The 19711-nt window shown below is 43.6% G+C and carries 18 protein-coding genes and 1 pseudogene; 6 read left to right on the top strand and 13 right to left on the bottom strand.

The genetic code is table 11. From position 1 onward, the window contains the following. Positions 1-248: 248 nt before the first annotated feature. Positions 249-1448, top strand: coding sequence for an L-2-hydroxyglutarate oxidase (gene lhgO / locus H1A14_RS07245; protein ID WP_194775578.1), 1200 nt, complete (start codon positions 249-251; stop codon positions 1446-1448). A 54-nt stretch (positions 1449-1502) separates the two neighbouring features. Here the strand turns inward: lhgO and H1A14_RS07240 are convergent, their stop codons facing one another. The 5 genes from H1A14_RS07240 to H1A14_RS07220 all read right to left on the bottom strand — a co-directional run bounded on the left by H1A14_RS07240 (position 1503) and on the right by H1A14_RS07220 (position 6300). Continuing rightward, positions 1503-2468 (bottom strand): YheT family hydrolase, encoded by a 966-nt coding sequence (locus H1A14_RS07240; protein WP_194775577.1) that lies wholly within the window; start codon positions 2466-2468, stop codon positions 1503-1505. A 173-nt stretch (positions 2469-2641) separates the two neighbouring features. Then, complete coding sequence (locus tag H1A14_RS07235) at positions 2642-2983, bottom strand: hypothetical protein (RefSeq protein ID WP_194775576.1); 342 nt, start codon at positions 2981-2983, stop codon at positions 2642-2644. After that, positions 2980-4224, bottom strand: coding sequence for a BaiN/RdsA family NAD(P)/FAD-dependent oxidoreductase (locus tag H1A14_RS07230; RefSeq protein ID WP_228527668.1), 1245 nt, complete (start codon positions 4222-4224; stop codon positions 2980-2982). Before H1A14_RS07230 ends, H1A14_RS07235 begins: the two co-directional genes overlap by 4 nt. A 34-nt stretch (positions 4225-4258) precedes the next feature. After that, entirely contained in the window at positions 4259-5794 is a 1536-nt protein-coding gene (locus H1A14_RS07225) for a helicase HerA-like domain-containing protein (RefSeq protein ID WP_194775575.1), read from the bottom strand. Positions 5795-5892: 98 nt separating this feature from the next. Beyond that, positions 5893-6300 carry a DUF4332 domain-containing protein gene (locus H1A14_RS07220; protein WP_194775574.1) on the bottom strand — a complete coding sequence of 136 codons (408 nt, stop codon included), beginning with the start codon at positions 6298-6300 and terminating at the stop codon, positions 5893-5895. An 894-nt stretch (positions 6301-7194) separates the two neighbouring features. On the opposite strand from H1A14_RS07220, the gene H1A14_RS07215 reads away from it, so the two are divergent. After that, positions 7195-7866: an outer membrane protein assembly factor BamD gene (locus H1A14_RS07215; RefSeq protein WP_194775573.1), complete on the top strand. Its 672-nt coding sequence runs from the start codon at positions 7195-7197 to the stop codon at positions 7864-7866. A gap of 173 nt (positions 7867-8039) precedes the next feature. Here H1A14_RS07215 and H1A14_RS07210 read toward each other — a convergent pair whose 3' ends face one another. Together H1A14_RS07210 and H1A14_RS07205 are read right to left on the bottom strand one after the other, a co-directional pair. Further along, a complete protein-coding gene (locus H1A14_RS07210) occupies positions 8040-8642 on the bottom strand; it encodes a tetratricopeptide repeat protein (RefSeq protein WP_194775572.1) in 603 nt (200 codons plus the stop codon). A gap of 21 nt (positions 8643-8663) precedes the next feature. Next, the gene (locus H1A14_RS07205) at positions 8664-9479 is read right to left on the bottom strand and encodes a 2,3,4,5-tetrahydropyridine-2,6-dicarboxylate N-succinyltransferase (RefSeq protein ID WP_194775571.1); all 816 of its coding nucleotides are present in this window, start codon (positions 9477-9479) and stop codon (positions 8664-8666) included. 36 nt (positions 9480-9515) lie between these two features. Here H1A14_RS07205 and H1A14_RS07200 point away from each other — a divergent pair, with 36 nt between their 5' ends. The 4 genes from H1A14_RS07200 to mnmE all read left to right on the top strand — a co-directional run bounded on the left by H1A14_RS07200 (position 9516) and on the right by mnmE (position 13540). Continuing rightward, entirely contained in the window at positions 9516-10628 is a 1113-nt protein-coding gene (locus H1A14_RS07200; protein ID WP_194775570.1) for a glycosyltransferase family protein, read from the top strand. Between the two features lie 309 nt (positions 10629-10937). Continuing rightward, positions 10938-11600, top strand: coding sequence for a metal-dependent transcriptional regulator (locus H1A14_RS07195; protein ID WP_194775569.1), 663 nt, complete (start codon positions 10938-10940; stop codon positions 11598-11600). A 105-nt stretch (positions 11601-11705) separates the two neighbouring features. Beyond that, a complete protein-coding gene (locus H1A14_RS07190; RefSeq protein ID WP_194775568.1) occupies positions 11706-12155 on the top strand; it encodes a thioredoxin family protein in 450 nt (149 codons plus the stop codon). Between the two features lie 2 nt (positions 12156-12157). Beyond that, complete coding sequence (gene mnmE, locus H1A14_RS07185) at positions 12158-13540, top strand: tRNA uridine-5-carboxymethylaminomethyl(34) synthesis GTPase MnmE (protein ID WP_194775567.1); 1383 nt, start codon at positions 12158-12160, stop codon at positions 13538-13540. An 823-nt stretch (positions 13541-14363) separates the two neighbouring features. On the opposite strand, the gene H1A14_RS07180 is transcribed toward mnmE, so the two are convergent. From H1A14_RS07180 to H1A14_RS07160, 6 genes and pseudogenes are all read right to left on the bottom strand, one after another. Further along, complete coding sequence (locus H1A14_RS07180) at positions 14364-14522, bottom strand: hypothetical protein (RefSeq protein ID WP_194775566.1); 159 nt, start codon at positions 14520-14522, stop codon at positions 14364-14366. Positions 14523-14827: 305 nt separating this feature from the next. After that, positions 14828-15403 carry a hypothetical protein gene (locus tag H1A14_RS07175; RefSeq protein ID WP_194775565.1) on the bottom strand — a complete coding sequence of 192 codons (576 nt, stop codon included), beginning with the start codon at positions 15401-15403 and terminating at the stop codon, positions 14828-14830. Between the two features lie 8 nt (positions 15404-15411). Continuing rightward, a pseudogene (locus H1A14_RS23170) lies at positions 15412-15618 on the bottom strand (hypothetical protein); the annotation flags it as partial. A 751-nt stretch (positions 15619-16369) separates the two neighbouring features. Beyond that, on the bottom strand, positions 16370-17140 hold the full coding sequence (locus H1A14_RS07170; RefSeq protein WP_194775564.1) for a DeoR/GlpR family DNA-binding transcription regulator: 771 nt from the start codon (positions 17138-17140) through the stop codon (positions 16370-16372). A gap of 55 nt (positions 17141-17195) precedes the next feature. Then, complete coding sequence (locus H1A14_RS07165) at positions 17196-18701, bottom strand: FGGY family carbohydrate kinase (RefSeq protein ID WP_194775563.1); 1506 nt, start codon at positions 18699-18701, stop codon at positions 17196-17198. Next, complete coding sequence (locus H1A14_RS07160) at positions 18694-19683, bottom strand: ABC transporter permease (protein ID WP_194775562.1); 990 nt, start codon at positions 19681-19683, stop codon at positions 18694-18696. The genes H1A14_RS07165 and H1A14_RS07160 overlap by 8 nt, the downstream gene beginning before the upstream one ends. Positions 19684-19711 lie beyond the last annotated feature (28 nt).

Here is a 19711-nt window from a genome sequence, read left to right as displayed (position 1 = left end):
TGGGTTTATAAAAATTGTAAGTGAATACCTATATTAATTTTTTGGGGTTTAAGGCATTGCAAAAGACAACTCGGTGAGGAAGTTCCTCCCTTTACCCAGCTAAATCATCCATTTCATTCAGTTAAGGTAATCCTTAAGCTGTTTGAAAGAAATATTGTAAAGATTCCGGTCCTGGATCTACTTATTTCTTCAGGGAAATGCCTTTAAATGACAATCCTTGGTATATTTGAAGCAAATAATTTTTAAACATGACCTACGATATCATCATCATTGGAGGGGGAATTGTCGGATTGGCCACAGGCCTAAAAATCAAGTCCCAAAAACCCAACCTTAAGGTAGCCATCCTAGAAAAAGAAGGAACACTCGCCAGGCATCAAACAGGAAACAACAGCGGCGTCATCCACTCGGGTTTGTATTACAAACCCGGCTCCCTTAAAGCGGTCAATTGTATCAAAGGATACGAGGAATTGATTCAATTTTGTGAGGCAGAAAATATTCCTTTCGAACTTACTGGAAAAGTGGTGGTAGCTACCCGAAAAGAGCAGGTCCCCATTTTAAACGGGTTATTGGAAAGAGGACTCCAAAATGGACTCAAAGGCAGCCGCCACATCACTTTGGATGAACTGAAAACCTATGAGCCTTATTGTGCCGGTGTAGCTGCCATTCACGTACCTCAGACCGGAATCGTGGATTATAAAGTAGTGGCCGGGGCTTATGGTCGGAAGTTTCAGGAGATCGGAGGTGAAATTTTTTTAAATAATAACGTACTGAATATCAAATACAAAGATGAACTAAGCCATATAGATACTTCAAGTGATTCTTACCAAACCAAATTGATCATCAATTGCGCGGGACTGTATGCCGACAAGGTAGGCGAAATGAATTTGGGAAAGCCTTTGGATGTGAAAATCATTCCATTCAGAGGCGAATATTACAAGATCAAACCCGAAAGGGAGTACTTGGTCAAAAACCTGATCTATCCTGTACCAGACCCCAACTTTCCGTTTTTGGGGGTACACTTTACCAGAATGATGAAAGGGGGCGTGGAAGCAGGCCCCAATGCGGTATTGGCTTTTCGTAGGGAAGGATACAAGAGATCTGACATCAACCTTTCTGAATTAAGGGAAACCTTGGCTTGGCCGGGATTTCAAAAGGTAGCTTCGAAATATTGGAAAACAGGGATGGGAGAACTCTACAGGTCCTTTTCCAAAACAGCCTTTACAAAGGCTTTGCAGGAACTGATTCCAGACATTCAGGAATCTGATTTAGTCGATGGAGGTGCTGGTGTCAGGGCCCAGGCCTGCGACAGAACCGGTGGACTTTTGGATGATTTTTCCATCCGTGAATCAGATCATGCCATCAATGTTTTGAATGCCCCTTCACCTGCCGCAACGAGTTCTTTGTCCATTGGAGGTACCGTGGCGAAAATGGCATTGGCCCGACTTTGATCGGTGTATCCATTGTCCAATATTCTTTTGGGTAGGCTCCGAAGACTGGGGAGATTAAAATTGGGAAAGAAATTCGATTACCCGTTTTTCTACCCAGCTAAACTCCTGCCCTTTCAAAGTGAAACCAGTATGGCCGCCTCTTAGGGGCATTTCCAAATAGAGGTGCGGATGGTTGAGTGCCAGTCTCTCAGGATAGCATGCCGGACCTAGTAATGGATCATTTATAGCGTTGATGATCAAGGTGGGGATCTGTATTTCCTTCATCCAGTTGTCTGCACTCACACTGAGATAAAAATCACGGGCATCCTTGAAACCATGCAGCTTGGCGGTGAAATGGGTATCGAAGACATCGAAATCATTGGTTTTTTCCAGCAAATCCAAGTCAAATATGCCAGGAAACTGATGGGCTTTGGCCACAATTTTCTTCTTCAGTTTGCCAAGAAACCTTTCTTTGTAGAACCTATTGCTTCTTTTCTTCAGGGTTTCCGCGCTGGATAGGAGGTTACATGGGGTAGAATAAACAGCCGCCCCTTTGATCACAGGAGATAAATCTTTACCTGATTCTCCCAAATACTTCAAAGTCTGGGCTCCTCCCATGCTGATACCAGTAAGGTAAATTTCCCAGTAGGTGTTTTGATCCAATGCATGGTTGACAGTAGTATGCAGGTCGTAGGATGCGCCATGGTGGTACAGGATGGGCCTAAGATTGATTTCCCCGTTGCAGGAACGGTTGTTCCATGCCAAAACATCCCAACCTGAAGCGTTAAACAGTTTGGCCAAGGCTTTGGCATAATGACGGTCTGCACCCCCCTCCAAACCATGGGAGATGATCAATAGTTTTTGGCTGCCTACTTTGGACCAATCTAAATTCAAAAAATCTCCATCAGGAGTATCGATTTTTTCCCTGGAATAATGAATCCCTTCAATTTTTCTAAACAAGCTGGGAATTATGGTTTCAAAATGACCATTGATATAATGCTTTGGGGGGCCTGGGTAGAGCGACCTTGAAATGATGGGCATGATTTTTCTGTTGGGCTATTAGAAACAAGAAAAAGGATCTGTGAACCTTTGTTGATAAAATGGTCACAATGCCTTAACAGGATTCTACCTAAAAAAGCCCAGCTTTGTGCCAGTAAAAATTTTCTTCATAGGTAAAATACTAAAGCGGATCTACAGGTGTAAGTCCGCTTTTTTTATGGCTTCTGCATGGCGAGTTCCGAGAGCAGGGCATCTGTGCATTCAATGAATTCCAGCCTGTGGAGTTCAATTTCATCCGAAAAACCATCACTCTCCATCATTTCTTTGCCTTTCTGTAAAATATCGGCCAATTGGTCCAACCCAAAAAGATACAGACTGGGCTTTACTTTGTGTCGCGCCTGCTGAATCGCTTCAAGATTCTGGGTAGCCAAAGCAAATTGATAAGAAATTCTCAAATCTTCGATGGAATGGTAGATGGCCTCCAATAATTCATTTCTAAACTCATTATCCCCTTCTGCCATCTCGTCTACCTTTAGGTAGTCAATGATTGTTTTCATACTGCTTCAATATGGTGATTAGCGGCATGCTTACCTGCTATCTGTGCGGTGCTCCAGGCTGCTTGAAAATTAAATCCTCCTGTAATACCATCTATGTTTAAAACTTCACCTGCAAAATACAATCCTGGAAGTATTTTGCTCTCTAAATTACTTGGGTCTACCTCCGATAACTCAATTCCACCGGCTGTCACAAATTCCTCCTTATACGTGGTCTTTCCTTCTATGGGCACAATATAACAAAAAAGATTATCTACTAACTTATTGATTTGTTTTTTTGAGCAATCTAACCAAATAAATTCTTCTGAAATGCCAGAATTGATCAGAAAATGTTCCCAAAGCCTAGATGGAAGATCAAAAAGTGGGTATTTGGCCACCTTCCTTTTGGGATGAAGGGTTTTGTATGCTCCGATCCCTTTGCGGTAATCTTCTTCTGATTTGGTGCCATGCCAGCGAATATGGGCCTTGGCTTGGTAGGCTTTTTCAGCCAGCCAATTGGCTCCAAAAGCAGATAGTTTTAACACAGCCGGCCCACTGATTCCCCAGTGGGTAATCAAAAGCGGACCACTATAGGTAAGTTTGGTGCCCTCCAGTTTGACCATGACTTCAGGCATACTGATTCCGGGAAATGATTTGATGGCAGATTGCGGTGTATTAAAGGTAAAAAGAGAAGGAACTGGAGCAATGATGGAGTGACCCAATGCCGCCAACCAGCCAAACCCTTCCAACTTGGGATGACCGCCGGTAGTCACTATCACCCTATCCGTTTCCAGAGGTTGATTTGGACCATGTAAGCGGAACCTATCAGATAACGGTTCGATTTTACTTATCGGGGATTTTAAATGCACTTTTACCCCTTTTGCCAAAGCCTCCTTTTGTAGGGCCTCTACTATTGTATTGGAATCATCACTGATAGGAAACATTCTTCCATCCGCTTCAACTTTAAGGTCCACGCCTCTTTTTTCAAACCAGTCGATGGTTTCCCTCACGGCAAACTGCTCAAATACTTTTTTGAGGAATTTGCCTCCTCTTGGATAGTTCTTGATGAGGTGGGAAGGCTCAAAGGCGGCATGGGTTACATTGCATCGTCCTCCCCCTGATATTTTGACCTTGGAAAGCACATGACTGGTCTTTTCGAAAAGGTGTACTTCCGCACCATGAGAAGCAGCTTCTATTGCCGCAAAAAAACCAGCCGCGCCACCTCCGATTACCGCAATTTTGACCATAGGCCCAAAAGTAGCCATTTATTGGGGAGATATTAATGGGAAAAATGAAATTTCAGCGTTTTTTTCCAGAAATCACCCCCATAAAATTACGGGTAATCTCCCTGAATACTGTTCTGCCAATTTGCCTTACCATGGTATTTTTGGATATTTCTTCTATGAAACTGGTCGGTTTAGGCTGCCTTCCTCTAGCAGGCTTGTTTGGGGCCGTATTTCTGGCTTTCTCGGTGGCTGCCTCCGCCCGGGAAAGTTTCTCCTCCAGCAAATCAAAAGCACTCTGTCGGTCAAGTTCCACATTGTACTTTTTGACAAGTTCAGATTCTCGTGTCAGTTCATCAATTTCATTAAGTTCCAGAATATCCATTCTGGTAATGGGGGCACGCAGCAAGGTATGGACCAAGGGAGTAGGAATGCCCTTTTCATTCAATGCTGTAACCAATGCTTCCCCTATTCCCATGGCTGTGAGCACTTCAGCGGTTTTGTAAAAATCCGAAATGGGGTAATTCTCCGCAGTCTTGGTGATGGCTTTTCGGTCCTTGGCAGTAAATGCCCTCAGCGCGTGCTGAACTTTAAGACCAAGCTGACCCAACACAGCATCAGGAACATCCATGGGACTTTGGGTACAGAAAAATATGCCGACCCCTTTGGATCGAATCAATTTTATGATGGTTTCAATTTTACCGATGAGTTCGCGGGTAGAATGGTTAAACACCAAGTGAGCTTCATCTATAAAAAGGCATAGTTTGGGCTTTTCAGCATCTCCGATTTCCGGGAAGGTCTCGTAGATCTCGGACAACAGGCTCAGCATAAAGGTGGAAAACAGCTTGGGCCGGTTTTGAATATCGGTCAACCTTATGATGGAAATGACACCCTTCCCATCTTTGGTCCTAAGGAAATCGTCCACTTCGAAGGATTTTTCCCCAAAAAACTGTTCGGCACCCTGCTGTTCCAATTCAATGATCTTCCTCATGATGGTATTGACCGATACAGCAGCCACGGTGCCATATTCTTTGGCAATCTCTTCTTTGCCCTCATTGAGTACAAACTGAAGAACTCTTTTCAGATCCCGCAGATCCAACAAAGGAAGATGATGGGTATCACAATAGCGGAAAATCAAAGCAATGATTCCTCGCTGAGAATCATTCAGGTCAAGAATCTGGGCAATTAGAATGGGTCCAAACTCAGAAACTGTCGCTTTGAGTCTGACCCCTTTTTCTTGGCTGATGGACATCAATTCCACAGGAAGTGGGCTTGGTTCATAAGACACACCTACTGTATCGCTCCGCCAGGCAATGTGGTCATTGAGTTGCCCTGCTTTGGCCAATCCGGAAAGGTCTCCTTTAAGATCCATCAAAACAGAGGGGATTCCATTGAGCGAAAGCTGTTCCGCAATGACCTGAAGGGTCTTGGTTTTGCCCGTGCCGGTAGCTCCAGCAATTAACCCGTGCCTGTTCAAGGTCTTGAAAGGTATTTTTACCTGTGCGCCCTTTACGGGTTGCTGATCCAATATACCTGTACCCAAGATAAGGGAGTCTCCTTTAAAAGTATATCCTTTTTCAAGCGAAGTCTTGAATGGTTCTATTTTGGGCATTGCCTATTCATTTACGGTTTTTCAAAAGATTTTGCCTAAAAATAAAAAAAACCTTAATACGAATGGCATTAAGGTTTTATTATCAGTTGAAATAGCTATCAATGGGTGACCATAGGTTCAAGTTTTTTGGCTTGCTCAATGTAATCAGTGACCATGGACAAGCTGGGTACCACTCTAGTGAGTTTCTTTTCAGCATTTTTTTCTGTCAAGGCCTTGTGAAGATTTTCCGGATTTCGGGTTCTCAATTCTTTCACAGTGTCTACTCCTGTTGCTTTGAGCAATTCAGCAAACTGGCTGGCCACGCCTTTGATCCTGAATAAGTCTGCCATATTGACCCAATCCAGGATCCTACCCTCATCCAAACCACTTGCTTCAGCAATTTCTTTTCTACCTTTTCGGGAGGCTCCTTTGGTTAATAATCCGTTCACAGATTTCACACCTGCCAATGAAAGTTTCTCTTTGAAAACCGGACCAATTCCTTCGATCATGGTGATTGTTTTTGCCATAAAATAAAATAATTATAGGTTAAATATTGAATATGAATTTATTGTTGACTCTGGATGAAGCTATCAAAGCATCATAAATAATAAGTTGTAGCTAGGTTTTTTTCATAGTTTCCTTGTCGACGGAACAGAAAACTATTTTCAAGATTTTAAATAAAAGCATATCTGATTATAAATCCAAATCCAGAAAACAATATTCGAAATACAATTTTTGGCATTGTTTCTATTCCAAGGATTTTTTGATTTATCAGACGTAAGCATGGTAAAATCATAGACCCTTGTGGTTGAAAACAAAGGCAAGTCCGAATGGCCAAGATTTTTCAGCATGAAAATAAATGAAATTAGACATGACAAAATAAAAATCATGTATGTACGCAATGAGACCAGCAAAATGGTAATTGAATATAATTCCCGCCATCAAACTGAAAAATGTCCGGCACATCCCTGCCCTAATTCCAACTTCAAGCTTACAATTTTTTCCATTTACATCCCACCTACAACCTCTAACCTTCAACTTCTTACCATTTTAACATCCGTCATCTGACATCCGTCAAGTTTTTCGACAGTGCGGGGACTTCCGACTTCCGACTTCCAACCCGTTTGAAGAAGAATATTGGGTTAATGGCAAAGAAGCGGATAACCATTTTAAAAATTTTCAAGCTCCGACTGACCTTCCACAAAATTCATTTTTGATTGGAAGGTTTTAATAATTAAAATTGTAAAAATCAATACATCTCGCTTCTTGTTTATTTGTCCTGGCCTAATTATTTGGATCAAATATTGAAAAGGGTACAGAAAGAAGGAAGATGGTGATTCAAAAATGTATAAAAATCTATGTGTATAAACCCAAGAAATAGTCAGAAACCGTTCATTTATGTTGTCCTGGTCTTTTGTATCATGGTGACTTTTTCTGTGCATGCCCAGGTAAAGCCCAACCTAGGGACAGTGAACAGAATGATGAATGATGCCAAAACGCAGATGGACAAGGGGAATTATGAGTCCGCCAATGTGATTTTTAGGCAAATTATAGAAGGAAATTACACGATTCCACAAGAGATGCCCTATTATTTTGCGGAAACCTTGTACCATCTGGAACAATATGATAACAGTGCCAATTTTTTGAAAAAATACCTTGAAATCAACCGATCCGGAGGAGACCATTTTGAAGCGGCCAAAGCATTGGAAAACAAACTTGCAGAACCCCTTTTGGCCATTCGAAGCTGTCAACTCTGTGATAGAAAAGGATACCGATACGAACCCTGCTCCAAATGTCACGGGGAAAAAATTACGGAAAAATCCTGTCAATTTTGTAAGTCAAGAGGAGAAGTGGGATGTACCACCTGCATGGGTTCAGGTTTGGTGACCAGAAGAAATGTATTCAACATCATTGAATACCACGAATGCGCCAAATGCAGCAACACAGGACGAACCATCTGCCCGGTCTGTGAAGGGACCAAGCAGGAGTTGATCACCTGTATGGTTTGTAAAGGTAATGGGACCCAGGTATCAGATCAGCTATGTGACCATATCGGTGAAATCAACCATACCCATGAGAAGATTGGCAACTAATTATTTTTATCTGATTTTACGGAATTAAGATTTAAGTGAATATTGGTTGTTACTAAACCATAAAAAGGTTGTGTCATTTAGTTAATGTCACTTCTCTTTTATACACTTTCGTTAAATTAAAAAGGGGCTTAAATGCCCCTTTTTGATCTAAACTTTATATCCGTCAATATCCATTAATTGCAGAATTTTTCCAAGGCTTCTTGGCCCAGCCCGAAATCGGCATTGGAGGCCAACTTGAAATCTTCGCAGGCTGAACTTTTCTTATCCGTTGCCATTTTTAACATGCCTCGATAATAATAGGCCTGTCCAAATTCGCTGTTCATTTTGATGGCGGTGCTGTATTCCCTCAAAGCTTCCTCTGTATTGCCCAGGCGGTGCAGGGCCCTACCCTTTAGGAAAAAGGCCATCGCCGGAGCGCCAACCACATCTGTGGCTTTTCCGGCATACAACAATGATCCGGAGTGATTCTTTTCTTTTTGAAGCAGATTTGACATACTCATCAATACCTGTACATTTTTTGGATCCTTGTCCAAAGCTGCCTCAAAACTGGCTTTGGCATTTTCAAAATCATCCAATTCTTCATAAGCCCTGCCTCTATTGTACAAGGCCTTTACATTTCCGGGTTTGTTGACCAGAAAATCATCGTAAGCCTTGACGGCGCCTTCATAATCTCCAGCTGCATAGAGGTTGTCTCCTTTGTTGGATGTGCTTTCTCCACAGGATTGTATCAATAATATTGCCACCAAAATGACAAAAGTTGGTTTAAAGTAATTCATTGTTTTGATCGAATAGGTTTATTATACTGCCACATTGTTTTCTCTCAATGCCTCATTGAGAGAAGTTTTCAGGTCCGTTGAGGCTTTTCTTTGTCCGATAATCAGCGCACAGGGCACCTGAAAATCTCCGGCGGTAAATTTTTTGGTGATGGAACCTGGAATGACCACAGATCGATCAGGTACATAGCCCCTGTATTCTTTGGGGTTTTGTCCGGTCACATCTATGATTTTGGAACTTGCGGTCAGGGTAACCCCTGCGCCTATGACAGCTTCCTTACCGATCCTCACTCCTTCCACGATGATCGCACGCGACCCGATGAAGGCACCATCTTCTATGATAACGGGAGCGGCCTGAACAGGTTCCAAAACGCCTCCTATACCAACCCCGCCACTCAGGTGGACATTCTTCCCGATTTGGGCACAAGACCCCACCGTGGCCCATGTATCCACCATGGTTCCGCTGTCCACGTAGGCGCCAATATTGACATAAGAGGGCATCATGACCACTCCAGGAGCAAGAAACGCGCCATATCGGGCCACCGCATGGGGAACTACCCTAACACCCTGTTTGGCATAATTCGATTTTAGCGCAATTTTATCATGGAATTCAAAAGGTCCCACCTCAATGGTCCGCATCTTTTGGATGGGAAAATAGAGGATGACTGCTTTTTTAATCCAGTCATTGACGATCCAAGCTCCATTCTCGCCAGGTTCAGCTACCCGAAGTGCCCCCACATCCAAATCACTGATGACTGTTTTGATGGCTATGGCTATTTCTTTTTCCTGAAGTAGCTCGCGGTTATCCCATGCATTTTCGATGAGCGTTTTTAATTCCATATTTTTTGTTAGCTTCATTCCTGACTTCTTTTTGAGATGAAAAAATCAAAAATCGCCATAGCTTCTGTCTTAAAACCCGTAGATGATCCACGAGCCTTAAGAAAAATAGCGCTTTCGTTGCGTGAAACAAATAAATACCACCTTAACATCATAGGATTTTGTACAAAAAATGAAACACATTATGAAAAAATAAATTTTACTGTGATTTTTTGCAAAAAAAGAAAAGACCTTCGCAGGCTTTTGGTTCCTTTTAAGGTGTTGGTCAGCCTTTTTCGCGACAAACCACAGGTTTTGATTATCAGCACTTATGAATTGATTCCTGCAGCCCTGATTGGGAAATGGCTGCTGGGCTGCCGACTGATTTATGATGTTCAGGAAAATTACAGCAAAAATCTCTCCCACAACAAGACCTTACCACCTCTGCTCATTCCTTTTGCGGCTACCTACATCAGAGGAATGGAGGCTTTGGGAAGAACTTTTATAGATCATTTCCTGCTCGCCGAAAGGGTCTATGAAATAGAATTGCCTAAGTTTCGCCCTTTCACTGTGCTGGAAAACAAATATGCAGGTCCCGTCCGTCCGGTTGCACCGATCAAATTTGATCAAGAAACCGCTTTGAAATTTATGATTTCCGGTACCATCACACCGGTGTATGGGACAGAAGAAGGGATACAATGGTTCAGCGAAATCAGCCGTGTCCATCCCAACTTTCAGCTGCTGATCCTGGGTCACTGTCCATTGGATAAGTACCGAAAACACCTTGAGAAGATCTGTAAAAATATTCCAGGGATCTGTTTAAAACTATCTCCAAATCCCTTGCCTCAGGAGGAACTTACCCAAGCCATAATTGCCTCCGATTTACAGCTTTTGCCTTACCAACAAACTCCCAGTATCAGGGAAAAAATACCGACCAAAATCTATGAACTGATGGGCATGGGAAAGCCCTTTCTGGTCAGTGAAAATTCCCTGTGGGAAGGCTTGTATGGTCCCTCCAAAGCAGGTATGTCCATCGACTTTTCCAGACCTGAATTTGCCCTTCGGCACTTGGAGAAAGTGAGGTCAAAAACCTTTTTTATCCAAGACCCTTCTGAACAGGTTTCCTGGAAAAAAGAGGCAGACAAGCTGTTGCATGTGATAGAAAATCTTTGAGCCTAAAGAAAAAAGTTATCCACTTTTGTTCCTGTATGGAAACCCGAAAAGGCATTTTGGAAACTGTAAAACAGAATTAAAGCACTTCAAATTCTTTCCTAATTTCGGTACAAACTCAGGAATAGAACATTGACAGTGAATTCATTTGCCAAATTATTTAGTTTAGCCTAATTAATTTTTAAGTCGGACCTATAACTGGATTCACAAATCGATTTGAGTTATCCACAGGAGATTTAGACTGTAGATAAATTTTTTTTTAGTATCATCTAAAATATTATATTTGCCAAGTCAACCAATTTTTAACCATTCATGATTTCACTAAGCTATGCTGAGGAAAACTACCTCAAAGGCATCTACCACTTATCCGATGGCGGCAAGAAAAATGTGTCTACCAATGACCTCTCCCATGAGATGAAAACCAAGCCGGCTTCGGTCAGTGACATGCTCAGAAAGCTATCCGAAAAAAAGGTCATCGACTACCGAAAATACTACGGGGTCAACATCACGGAGGAGGGCACCAAACAGGCCCTTCAGATCATTAGGAAACACCGGCTTTGGGAAGTCTTTTTGGTGGAGAAATTACACTTCAGTTGGGACGAGGTACATGAGGTAGCGGAGGAACTGGAACATGTAAAATCCCCTATTCTGATTCAGCGCTTGGATGAGTTTTTGGGCCATCCCAAATACGATCCACATGGAGATCCCATACCGGATGAGTTTGGGGATGTCAAAGCCCGTCCACGCATGCCGCTGCATGAACTGAAAAACAACGACACGGGTCAGATTGTGGCGGTGAAAGACAGCAGTGCCGCCTTCCTCAGATACCTCGACAAAGTGGGTGCCTATATCGGGGCAAGAATCAAAGTTTTGGACAAGGTGGATTTTGACGGATCGCTGGAAATATTGGTGGATAACAAGAAAACCATTTTTATGTCCAAGGATGTCGCTGCCAATATCCTAATCCTGCAATAATTTCTAGATGGTGTAAATTTGGGATCAGATTTTGTTTATGGTTATGGGGGAAATATTGAACCTGTCCAATTGTAATACCGTTAAATTTGAAAATCGAACAGAATTATGAAAAGATCGATAGGGATTGTTTTTTTACTTTGGGCTTGCAGCCATTTGGCAATGGCCCAGGACAAAATCCAGTGGCTTACTTTTGAAGAAGCTGCGGAATTGAATGCAGAAAATCCAAAAACCATTTTGGTGGATGTGTACACAGACTGGTGTGGCTGGTGCAAAAAGATGGACAAGAACACCTTTACGGATCCCGATGTGGTTTCCTTTGTCAACGAGCACTTTTATGCTGTGAAGATGAACGCCGAGAACAATCAGAGAAAATTTAAATTCAAAGGACGGGAATACACCGAAGCCACCATGGCCAGGACCATGCGGGTCTCCTCCTACCCCAATTTTGTCATCATGGATTCGAAAATGGAGAACATCACCCAACTGCCGGGTTATAGGGAAGCAGCGCCATTTCTGGATGCCCTGAGCAGCCTTTATGACAATTTTACCAAATAGGCATGAGTTTTTCCCTTGCTGAAAAAGCAGATACCATTGTGGCCTTGGCTACACCCCAAGGGGTGGGCGCCATTGCGGTGATCCGCTTGTCCGGGCAAGAGGCCATCCACATTTGTAATGCCATTTTTTACGGCAAAGACCTCACAAACCAGCAAAGTCATACCATCCATTTCGGTACCATTCGGGACGAGGAAAGAATCATTGATGAGGTGCTCGTTTCACTTTTTATTGCACCCAAATCCTTTACCAAGGAAAATGTGGTGGAAATCTCCACGCATGGTTCCTCCTACATTGTCAATCAGGTCATCAAGTTATTGATCCGTCATGGGGCAAGGCCTGCCAAACCGGGGGAATTTACCCAAAGGGCCTTTTTAAATGGGCAGTTTGATCTGGCCCAGGCGGAAGCGGTAGCTGATCTGATCCATTCCGATTCCGAGACTTCCCATCAGGCTGCCATCCATCAGATGCGGGGAGGCTTCAGCGGGGAGATCGCCAAGCTGCGCACCGAGCTGATCCACTTTGCTTCTATGATTGAACTGGAACTGGATTTTGGAGAAGAAGATGTGGAATTCGCCAGCAGAAGTGATTTGAGGGTTTTGGTGGAAAAGCTGATGCGGGTGGTAGAAGAACTGATTTCCAGTTTTGACTTGGGCAATGTGATCAAAAACGGCGTTCCAACCGTCATCGCCGGAAAACCCAATGCCGGCAAGTCCACCCTACTCAATGCCTTGCTGAATGAAGAAAAGGCCATTGTCTCCGAAATCGCGGGAACGACCCGGGATTTTATCGAAGATGAAATCAACATCGGAGGGGTTATCTTCAGGTTTATTGATACCGCCGGACTACGGGAAACCACCGATGTGATCGAATCCATCGGTGTGAGCAGGACGCAGGAAAAGATGAAGACAGCTTCATTGATCCTTTACCTTTTTGATCTGGGCGATACAGATATGGAAGAAATCAACAGGGACATCCTCAAGTTGGAAGCGCTGGGTGTGCCCTTTCTGAAAGTGGCCAACAAAATTGACAAAGCAGATCCCGTATTTGTCAAAGCCTTAAAAGCCAAGCATCCCGATACCATTTTTATCTCTGCCGGTAAAAAAGAAAACCTGGACCTGCTCAAAGACCGGATCTTGGAACTGGTCAACCTGGACCAATTCAGGACCGGCAACACCATCGTAACCAATATCCGCCATTACGATTCCCTGATCAAAACCCGTCAGTCTCTGCTTGATGTACTCGAAGGGCTGGACAATCAGATCAGCAATGATTTTATGGCCATGGATATCCGCAGGTCCTTGCACTACCTGGGTGAAATCACAGGTGAGATCACGACAGATGACCTGTTGGCCAATATCTTCAGCAAGTTCTGCATCGGAAAGTAAACCTTTGAGGTTTCCCAAGCCTCGAGGGTTTCTTTGCCACAAAGGCGCTAAGGCACAAAGGTTTGTAATTAAGAAAATGGCACGCTGATGATGCTGGTTGAGCTGATTCACTCAGATCTTAACCTTTGAGGTTTCCCAAACCTCGAAGGTTTTTTGCCACGAATGCACGAATGCACACGGATTTTTTACTCCGCAATTACCGTCACTCCGAGCGGAGCGAAGCATAACATTCTCATTTACCGTCACTCTGAGCGGAGCGAAGAGTCTTCGTTCTTTCAGAGCGAAACTCCTCCGTATATCCGGAGAGATGCCTGTCCGACATTTGGGCGGGCCTGCCCGACCATAAGGTAGGCCTACCGACCTTATGGTGGGCCTGCCCGACCTTTGGGCGGGCTTCGGCAGGCTCAGCATGACGCTATAGATAGATCCTCCCTTGGTTATAAGGACTCGCCCCAATTGTCGTCACTCTGAGCGGAGCGAAGGGTCTTCGATCTTTCGGAGCGAAAGTTCTCCGTATTTCCGGAGAGATGCCTGTCCGACATTTGGTCGGGCCTGCACGACCGAAGGCGGGCTTCGGCAGGCTCAGCATGACGCCATAAATAGATCCTCCCTTGGTTATAAGTACTCGCCCCAATTGTCGTCACTCTGAGCGGAGCGAAGAGTCTTCGTTCTTTCGGAGCGATACTTCTCCGTATTTCGGGAGAGATGCCTGCCCGACCTTTGGGCGGGCCTGCCCGACCATAAGGTAGGCCTACCGACCATAAGGTAGGCCTGCCCTACCGAAGGCGGGCTTCGGCAGGCTCAGCATGACGCCATAGATAGATCAATCCTTGTCTGAAGAAATCACGCCCCCATCACCGTCACCCTGAGCTTGCCGAAGGGTCTTCGTCTTTCGGAGCGAAAGTTCTCCGTATTTCCGGAGAGATGCCTGCCCGACCTTATGGTGGGCCTGTCCGACCTTTGGGCGGGCTTGCCCGACCATAAGGTAGGCCTACCGACCTTTGGGCGGGCCTGTCCGACCTTTGGGCGGGCCTGTCCGACCTTTGGGCGGGCCTGTCCGACCTTTGGGCGGGCCTGTCCGACCGAAGGCGGGCTTTGGCAGGATCAGCATGACGCCATAGATTGATCAATCCTTGTTTGGAGAAATCACGCCCCCATCACCGTCACCGCAAATTTAGATCGCCGGCAAGATTGCAGCTATTCTTAATTTGAGATTTACCACATCGACAGCGCTCAGCGTTGTTATTGGAGGTAAGACCACCCGGAAACGGATGATTTTTGAATTGACTAATTTGATAATACAAAAACAGGCCCCGCATAGGAAAACAGGTATGTGATTTCAGTTTCAACATATTCTTCGGAAAAAAAGTCATACAACCGCTGGTAAGTCTCCATACGAATGGATTTATCCTCAGGAAAATATGCTAAACTTTTTATTTCGAATTGATGAAGAAGTCTTTTTGGGTCATCTGAAAAAATTCCTTCATTACCGAAAAATTTCAATCCCAGCTCACCATCTTCTTTCAGATCTACAATCCTCCGTGTTAACCCACATCCCCTAAAAATTTCTCTCTCATTTGTAATTTCATCCACCCGATCCCAGAACATGAATGTATTGAAATCCATTACAGGAGTTTGCTTATTCAGACGCCATACTATGGAAAATTCACTGGTACCACACCATGAAAAATTAGCAACATGCTCGGTGATCTGTTCTCCAGAATTGGTGAAATCTACCGGAATAGAAGAAACCATGGATTCAACTTCATATATGCCATATGGATGAGTTAGCGGTTTTTCTTCTTCCATACACCCAATGAAGGAGAATAAAACAAGGATCAAAAGAAATGCAATTTTTCTCATAGATGAATTTAAAAATAAATTTCACTTATATCAATATCCCAAATCTTGCCAGTAGGATAAATTGTAGCAATGATGAGCCTGTCAAAGACCTTTAAATCAAAGCATCTTCTGTTGAGTTTTTAACAAAACTCGTCCGCCCACTCATGCATCATATGTTTGCGGATCATATTGTAAGTCTTCAAGTGTTTATTTAAGTTAATAATGGCAATGTGAAGTCTTAAGCAAATTTGGTCATATTTTGGCAAAATCTGTGAAAAGGGTGCTAAAGTTCGGAGCCAAGAATGAAAATAACCCTACAAAATCAGCCTTTCTATGGATTTTTGTACCGTATTTGCACCGAAATAACCTTAACATACTGACTATCAAGTGTCTTTACTTTCTGCATCCGAAAGTAAACCTTTGTGGTTTCCCAAAACTCGAAGATTTTTGCCACAAAGACACTAAGCCACAAGGAGATTTAGGATTTTCGATTTACGATTGTTGAATTTTGAATAAAGAATTAAATAAATATTTAAGCAAACTATTTAATATGTATGTACGCAAGGATGCCAGTAAAATGGTGATTCAATACAATTATCGCCTCCAAACTGAAATGTTCCGTTCCTCCCTGTCCGACGACAGGCGGGCCTGCCCGACTATAGGTGGGCCTGCCCGACTAAACGCGTGACTTCCAACTTCGGACTTCTGACCCTTTTGAAGAAGAATATTGGGTTAGTGGTAAAGACTCGGATAACCATTCTATTTAAACATTGGTATTCTATCTAATTAAAATTAATCTGAATTTTTACCCTGATTGGAATGAGAGTGAAAGATCTTCCAAATTACGGAGTGATGCCTATCCGACCTCAAGGCGGCTTTTCCTGAAAGCCTTTGGGATCAGCAGGACGAAATAGAAATGTTGTCCGTAACCACCTTCAAAATCCACGTTATCGGCGTTCTATAACCAATGGCCTCGCCATAATTCAGCTATTCCGCTAAAATCAATTCAATCTCATTCTCCTCAAACACTTTTTTGTATTTGGATTCAATCATTGCGTCGGTAATGATGTAATCAATCAAAGACAAAGCCCCTAGGCTAGCAAAGGAGCTTTTTCCAAATTTGGTTGAGTCTGCCACCAAAAAAGTCTGTTCGGCAGCATCGATCATCGCTTTTTTTACCACAAGGTCACTGATGCTGGGATAAGTCAGTCCTGCCTTCAAAGAAATGCCGGCAGTAGCCAAAAACAATTTCTGCACGTACAATCCCTCGAAAAACTCCGCAGCCTTTTGGCCGGTAAGGGATAAGGTAGGTGGCTTGAACTCCCCTCCTGTCATCACCACATCGATGTGCGGCTCCGCACCCAAAATAATCGCAATGTTTAAGGCGTTGGTGATGACCGTGAGGTTCTTAAAGCCTCTTAATTTTTTTGCAATTTCAGTGGTGGTGGATCCTGAATCGAGGATTATGGTGTCTCCGCTTTCTATATAATCAAGACATTTTATGGCAATCAATTCTTTCTTATCCAAATTATCCTGATTGGCCAAAGAAAGGTTCTTTACCTGATCCTCGATATTCTTTAGAAATACCCCACCATGTTCCCTTTTTACCAGTCCGCTTTTTTCCAACTTTTCAAGATCCTGCCTGATGGTCACATCCGTAACTTTAAATAGTTTGGAAAGCGTAGTCACTTTCGCAGAACCATCTTCTTTGAGCATTTCAATTATTTTTTCTCTCCTTTGATTGGGTAAAAGATCCATAGATTTATGCTTTAAATCGATTCATGTTTTCTTATGCCTTTTTGCCAAGAGTCAGTTAGAATTGCTTTTGGTTTTTGATGACTTCTTTCCAACCCTGATACCAACTGTTCATTTGATCCTGAAAATATTGAGGGTTGATCACCTCTTTAGCTTGGGTAAGTCCCTTTAGGGATTCCAAATCTTTGAAAATCCCAAACTCCAGACCTGCCAACAGTGCCGCCCCAAGAGCGGAAATATCAAGGATGACCAAGGTTTTTACCGGTTTATCGAGAATCGTACTCAGAAAATCCAAAACAAATTTATTTGAACTGACACCTCCATCTACCATAATCTCATTCAAGCCAACACCTGCATCTCTTTCCATGGATTGAATGATATCTTTAATTTGGTAGGGTATTGACTCCAGTGCCGCCCGTACAATATGGTTTTTGGTGCTTGAGAATGTGAGTCCGGAAATGGCCGCTTTCCGACCCATCTGCCAGTGAGGTGCCCCAAGCCCACTGAATGCAGGGACAAGATACACTCCCCCATTATCTGAAACGGATTGGGCAATTTTTTCCGTTTCATGACTTTCCGAAAATAGCCCCAATTCATTTTTAATCCACTCCAGCGTGGCTCCACAACTTACAACAATGCCTTCCAATGCAAAATCAACCCTTTCGCGGGTACTCCAACAAATGGTGGTAACCATGCCATGTTCAGAGGCTTTGAAGGCTGATCCAATATTCATCAAAATAGAACAACCGGTACCCAAAGTGGCCTTGGCTGTACCTGGACTGAAGCATCCCTCTCCAAAGGCGGCTGCATGGGAATCCCCAATCATGCTGGTAATGGGTAATGGGAAATCAAGTAAGCCTTTGAAATTTGTCTCTCCAAAAGAAAAAGAAGAAGGCTTGGGATCAGGAAGATGGAGTTTTTCTAAACCAAAAGCCTCCAACAACTCCTTATCCCATTTCAAGGAATGGAGATTGAAAAACAGGGTCCGGGATGCATTGGTGTAATCGGTGTAATAGGACCTCCCTTCTGTTAGCCTGTACAGCAACCAGGTATCTACTGTGCCGAAATAGGCATCCCCTCCTTCAATGGCCTTCTTCACTTTTTCAATATTTTCATTGAGCCAGATGAGTTTGGTTCCAGAAAAATACGGATCTATGATCAGTCCGGTTTTCCCCTTTATTTTGTCTGGTAAGGTTTTATTTTTCTTTAACCTATCGCATATTTCAATGGATCTCTTGCATTGCCATGAAACGGCATGGTGCAAAGCCTTACCCGATTGATCCCAAATCACAAAAGTCTCCCTTTGGTTGGATATGCCAACGCATGCCAAATCCGCTTTGTCAAAGCCTAATCCGGCAAACTTATCCAAGCAATCCTCGACGGCCTGCAAAACATTGTCAAAAATTCCCTCTGGATCCTGTTCTACAAAACCATCCCTTAAGTAAAAAGCATCCAAAGCCACGGTGGACTTACATATCAGATTGGACGAACCATCAAATACAATGGCCTTGGTACTGCTTGTTCCCTGGTCTATGGACAGGATGTAACGCTTGTTCTTACCCATTGGATTTCGAATTGTATTTATCGATAATGATGGCCAAAAGAATGACCACACCCTTGATTACTTGCTGCCAAAATGGAGATACATTGAGCAACACCAAGCCATTGTTCAATACCCCGATGATGATGGCTCCCAGTACCGTACCTCCAATTGTGCCTTTACCCCCTGATAGGGAGGTCCCCCCAATCACAACTGCAGCAATCGCATCGAGTTCATAACTGTTGCCCGCATTGGGTTGGGCGGAATCCAACCTGGAAGTCACGATAATCCCACCGACCGCCGCCAAAGCTCCGGCAATGGCATAGACCATTGTTTTGATTTTTTTGATGTTGATTCCAGAAAGGGCTGCCGCACTTTCATTGCCTCCGATGGCATAGATATAGCGTCCAAGTCTGGTTTTATTGGTGATAAATACGGCGATGGCTACCACGATTAAGGAAATCCAAACCGGAATAGGGATACCTAGAAACCAACCGGTTCCCAGATAGGAGAATTGTGGCCCAAGGCCTGAAATTGGAAATCCCTTGGTATAAAGCATGGTGAGGCCCCTGCCGATGGTCAACATGGCCAAAGTGGCCACGAAAGGCGGAACTCTGAACCGGGTAATCATCAGTCCATTGAAAGCACCCAGGGAAGTTCCGGTAATTATTCCGGCCATGATGGCCCCAAAGAGCGTAAATCCAATAAAAGTATCTATAAAAGGCAACTCCAGACCGAACTTTAAAAGGCCGGCAGTGATGGCACCCGAAAGGGCCAAAAGTGACCCCACAGAAAGGTCAATTCCACCTGTGAGAATCACCAGGGTCATCCCTACTGAAATACAGATATTCACTGATATCTGCCGCATCACATTGATCAGATTGGCATAGGTGAAGAAAATGTCGGTCATCACCCCCAACAAAAAACATAGCAGGACCAAAGCCAACAAAGACTGAAATTTGACCAGCATTTCTCGGGTTTGATGGGGTTGTATTTTACTGAACATAGGCTGTGGACGATTCGCTTTTTTGGTG

The sequence above is a fragment of the Pararhodonellum marinum genome (genome assembly GCF_015354735.1).
Lineage (GTDB): Bacteria > Bacteroidota > Bacteroidia > Cytophagales > Cyclobacteriaceae > Pararhodonellum > Pararhodonellum marinum.
Note: the sequence above shows the minus strand (reverse complement) of the source record. Positions and strands in the feature narration are given on the sequence as shown.

What these genes read in the sequence shown, in the direction of transcription:
- lhgO (WP_194775578.1), top strand. Translation starts at nt 249, where the DNA reads ATGACCTACGATATCATCATCATTGGAGGGGGAATTGTCGGATTGGCC.
- H1A14_RS07240 (WP_194775577.1), bottom strand. Translation starts at nt 2,468, where the DNA reads ATGCCCATCATTTCAAGGTCGCTCTACCCAGGCCCCCCAAAGCATTAT.
- H1A14_RS07235 (WP_194775576.1), bottom strand. Translation starts at nt 2,983, where the DNA reads ATGAAAACAATCATTGACTACCTAAAGGTAGACGAGATGGCAGAAGGG.
- H1A14_RS07230 (WP_228527668.1), bottom strand. Translation starts at nt 4,224, where the DNA reads ATGGCTACTTTTGGGCCTATGGTCAAAATTGCGGTAATCGGAGGTGGC.
- H1A14_RS07225 (WP_194775575.1), bottom strand. Translation starts at nt 5,794, where the DNA reads ATGCCCAAAATAGAACCATTCAAGACTTCGCTTGAAAAAGGATATACT.
- H1A14_RS07220 (WP_194775574.1), bottom strand. Translation starts at nt 6,300, where the DNA reads ATGGCAAAAACAATCACCATGATCGAAGGAATTGGTCCGGTTTTCAAA.
- H1A14_RS07215 (WP_194775573.1), top strand. Translation starts at nt 7,195, where the DNA reads ATGGTGACTTTTTCTGTGCATGCCCAGGTAAAGCCCAACCTAGGGACA.
- H1A14_RS07210 (WP_194775572.1), bottom strand. Translation starts at nt 8,642, where the DNA reads ATGAATTACTTTAAACCAACTTTTGTCATTTTGGTGGCAATATTATTG.
- H1A14_RS07205 (WP_194775571.1), bottom strand. Translation starts at nt 9,479, where the DNA reads ATGGAATTAAAAACGCTCATCGAAAATGCATGGGATAACCGCGAGCTA.
- H1A14_RS07200 (WP_194775570.1), top strand. Translation starts at nt 9,516, where the DNA reads ATGAAAAAATCAAAAATCGCCATAGCTTCTGTCTTAAAACCCGTAGAT.
- H1A14_RS07195 (WP_194775569.1), top strand. Translation starts at nt 10,938, where the DNA reads ATGATTTCACTAAGCTATGCTGAGGAAAACTACCTCAAAGGCATCTAC.
- H1A14_RS07190 (WP_194775568.1), top strand. Translation starts at nt 11,706, where the DNA reads ATGAAAAGATCGATAGGGATTGTTTTTTTACTTTGGGCTTGCAGCCAT.
- mnmE (WP_194775567.1), top strand. Translation starts at nt 12,158, where the DNA reads ATGAGTTTTTCCCTTGCTGAAAAAGCAGATACCATTGTGGCCTTGGCT.
- H1A14_RS07180 (WP_194775566.1), bottom strand. Translation starts at nt 14,522, where the DNA reads ATGGTCGGGCAAGCCCGCCCAAAGGTCGGACAGGCCCACCATAAGGTC.
- H1A14_RS07175 (WP_194775565.1), bottom strand. Translation starts at nt 15,403, where the DNA reads ATGAGAAAAATTGCATTTCTTTTGATCCTTGTTTTATTCTCCTTCATT.
- H1A14_RS07170 (WP_194775564.1), bottom strand. Translation starts at nt 17,140, where the DNA reads ATGGATCTTTTACCCAATCAAAGGAGAGAAAAAATAATTGAAATGCTC.
- H1A14_RS07165 (WP_194775563.1), bottom strand. Translation starts at nt 18,701, where the DNA reads ATGGGTAAGAACAAGCGTTACATCCTGTCCATAGACCAGGGAACAAGC.
- H1A14_RS07160 (WP_194775562.1), bottom strand. Translation starts at nt 19,683, where the DNA reads ATGTTCAGTAAAATACAACCCCATCAAACCCGAGAAATGCTGGTCAAA.